This window comes from Kitasatospora sp. NPDC058406, assembly GCF_042722765.1.
Lineage (GTDB): Bacteria > Actinomycetota > Actinomycetes > Streptomycetales > Streptomycetaceae > Kitasatospora.
Map to the genome: position 1 here is coordinate 1 of NZ_JBHXKE010000476.1, position 2,411 is coordinate 2,411.

General features: G+C 68.9%; 2 protein-coding genes. Both read left to right on the forward strand.

Annotation, left to right across the window (positions count from 1 at the left end; genetic code table 11):
• The coding region (locus ACFWOG_RS40650; RefSeq protein WP_380364767.1) for a M4 family metallopeptidase at positions 1 to 910 on the forward strand (910 nt) is incomplete at its 5' end.
• A 70-nt stretch (positions 911 to 980) separates the two neighbouring features.
• Positions 981 to 1,777, forward strand: a protein-coding gene (locus tag ACFWOG_RS40655; protein ID WP_380364769.1) for an IS5 family transposase whose coding sequence is annotated in 2 segments (ribosomal slippage) — positions 981 to 1,326 and positions 1,326 to 1,777 — 798 coding nt in all. Because the reading frame shifts where the segments join, the coding sequence is not laid out codon by codon here.
• The last annotated feature ends 634 nt before the right edge of the window (positions 1,778 to 2,411 follow it).

A 2,411-nucleotide genomic window follows, 5' to 3' on the forward strand; every position in this document is an offset into this window, starting at 1 on the left:
GAACAAGGCCACCGCCATCTGGTACCGGGCACTGACCGCCTACATGACCTCCACCACCGACTACGCCGGGGCTCGCACCGCGACCCTGCACGCGGTCGAGGACCTCTACGGCGCCGACGGCGCCGAGTACACCGCAGTCGCCGCCGCCTGGAGCGCCGTCAACGTCGGAACGGCCCCGCCCTCCTCGCCCACGCTCACGCATCCGGGCGACCAGGTCACTGCGATCGGCACCGCAGTCGACCTGCTGATCCCGACGGCGGGAGGCACCGGCAAGCCCACCTACACGGCGGACAACCTGCCGACCGGCCTGTCGATCGACGCCGCCACCGGCCGGATCACCGGCACACCCGGAACGGCCGGAACGACGACCGTGACGGTGACCGCGACGTTCCCCCCCGGCGCGACCGCGAGCACCGCCTTCACCTGGGCCGTCACCGACGGCACCGGCCCCTGTCCGTCCGCGCAGCTGCTCGGCAACGCCGGCTTCGAGAGCGGCACGGCGATGCCCTGGAGGGTGACACCCGCGGTACTCGGCGCCGACCCCGCCCAGGCAAGCCACACCGGCTCCTGGAAGGCCTGGCTGAACGGCTACGGATCCGTCCACAGGGACACCGTCTCGCAGACCATCACCGTCCCCGCGGGCTGCCGGGCCACCCTGAACTACTGGCTGCACATCGACTCGGCCGAGACCACTCCATCCACCAAGTACGACCGGCTCACCGTCACGGCGAACGGCCAGGAGGTGGCCACCTACTCGAACCTCGACCGGGCCTCCGGCTACACGCTGCGCACCGTCGACCTCTCGTCCTACGCCGGACAGAGCGTCACCCTCGAATTCACCGGCCGGGAGGACGCCACAGCCCAGACCAGCTACATCCTCGACGACATCACCGTCGAGATCGGCGGCTGACCCACGCCGGGCCCAAGCCCCCTTAGAAGACATCTCATTTGGGTGGGTTGAGTAGACTCCGAGTGTGCTGATCGTTGAGCGGCTGGTGCCGGATGAGCTGTGGGAGTTGTTCCAGTTGGTCGTGCCGGACGCTCCGGTGCGCCCGCAGGGTGGTGGCCGGCGGCGCCACGGGGATCGCGAGGTGCTGGCGGCGATCGTGTTCGTCGCGACGTCCGGGTGTACCTGGGCCCAACTGCCGCCATGCTTCGGCCCGTCCGGCCCGACTGCCCATCGGCGGTTCGCCGAGTGGACCAGGGCCCGGGTCTGGGCCAAGCTCCACCGGGTGGTCCTGGAGGAGCTCGGCGCGCGAGGTGAGCTGGACTGGTCGAGGTGCGCGGTCGACTCGGTGAACATGAGGGCCCTGAAAAGGGGGAGCTGACAGGTCCGAATCCTGTCGATCGGGGCAAGTACGGGTCGAAGATCCACCTGCTCACCGAACGTACCGGTTTACCCCTCTCGCTCGCGATCTCCGGGGCCAACCTCCACGACAGCCAGGCCCTGATACCGCTTGTCGACGCCATCCCGCCGATCCGCTCACGGCGCGGACCGCGACGCCGCCGTCCCGGCAAGCTGCACGCCGACAAAGCCTACGACCACCGCTTCATCCGCGCCTACCTGCGACGACGGCAGATCCCGGCCCGCATCGCCCGCCGAGGCGTCGAGTCCTCCCAGCGCCTCGGCCGCCACCGTTGGGTGATCGAGCGCACCGTCGCCTGGCTCGGCGGCTTCCGCCGGCTGCGCCGCCGCTACGAACGCAAGGCCGACCACTTCGCAGCCTTCGCCAGCATCGCCGTGGCCCTCATCTGCACCCGACGGCTATCCAAATGAGATGACTTCTATAAGTATGCAAAATCACTCACTGGGATTATGCGCTTCCAGGCCACCCGGCCTCGACCGCCAGTGAAAGCCGTTCATGGACCTCGGCGCGGCGGGGCGCACGCCCCTCGGGGCAGGGCTGTCCAGGTCGTCGCCCCTCGCGCGAGTCGCCGCCCCCTCGACGAAGCTGTGAGGGTGCGGCGGTGCTGTGCAAGGTGATTCCTACGCTGTCGAACGCCGACGCCAGGTTCGTAGCAGCCGTGGGTGCGGATGGTGAAGGTCTGCCGCTGCTCCGCGCTGAGGAGCTTCCTTCAACTTGTCGTAGAAGGTTTGTCGGCGGCGGCTCAATCTGGGTTCTGGATCAATTTCCGGGCTCTGTCGCTGATTGAGGGGTCTTGGCTGGCTGATCATGGTGATAGGAGGACGATGGATTTGATCGTTGTGGCTGTTGTGGGGCGATCCGCCGGCAGACCTGGAGAGTTCGACGGACTTGCCGTCGTCCGTGAGGTCCTCGCCGCGCCGTGCGTCTGCCGGTGGACCTCGCGGATCTCGCCCACCGGCACGGCCTCGGCCGCCGCCCGGTCGGCACGCGTCCGAGCGCCGGCCTTCCAGGCGTAGTAACCGGATCGGGCGACGCCCAGGACCT